Origin of the sequence: Caballeronia glathei (assembly GCF_000698595.1) — a bacterium.
In the GTDB taxonomy this organism is placed as follows: Bacteria; Pseudomonadota; Gammaproteobacteria; order Burkholderiales; family Burkholderiaceae; genus Caballeronia; species Caballeronia glathei.
The window spans coordinates 1-657 of the sequence record NZ_JFHC01000277.1 but is presented as its reverse complement, the minus strand read 5'-3'; the positions used below and the strand labels follow the sequence as shown (position 1 = coordinate 657).

The window sequence follows — 657 nt, the reverse complement described above, 5'->3', positions numbered from 1 at the left end:
AATCGCGTTGCGAGCACGGTCGAGCGATTTGGCCTCAATGAGCTCCGCGATCGTGAACAGCACCATGACCATCGCTGCTTCCGGCCACTGACCGAGAAGCAGCGCGCCCGTGACAGCAATGCTCATCAGTGCGTTGATGTTCAGGTTGCCGTTGCGGACGGCAATCCAGCCTTTCCTGTACGTTGTCAGGCCGGAACCGGCCACTGCTAATAAAGCGAGTGCGGCGACGAGCCATGAGGATTGGCCTAGCAAACCTGCGGCTTCAGAAGCAATCGCGATAACGCCGGCAAGCGCGAGCGGCCACCACGGCTTCTGCTCGGACTGCGGGATGCTCGCCGATTGTTCATCAGCGCCGGCCATCTCCGGCGTGAAGCCCAGCGACCGCAAGCCTTCAAGTACCGGGGTAAGCGCTTCCGGCTTGTGCACCACCGTCAGCACCCGCTGCATCAGATTGAATTCCATGCCCGTCACCGCTCGCATGCCCGCGAGCTTCTTGCGGATTAATGCCTCCTCTGTCGGGCAGTCCATCTGACGGATGCGAATTTGGGTCCGAACCGCGTCGCCAACCGCCGTTTGAGCGGCAAGCGCTTGGAAAGTCAGGGTCGCAGGGGTGCAACAACTGTCGACAGGGGCGTGCTCGCGAGCGGGGCCATCGCC

At 62.1% G+C, this 657-nt stretch carries 1 pseudogene; it reads right to left on the bottom strand.

Annotated features, from left to right (window positions below):
• Positions 1-657, bottom strand: a pseudogene (locus BG61_RS38760) (heavy metal translocating P-type ATPase); the annotation flags it as partial.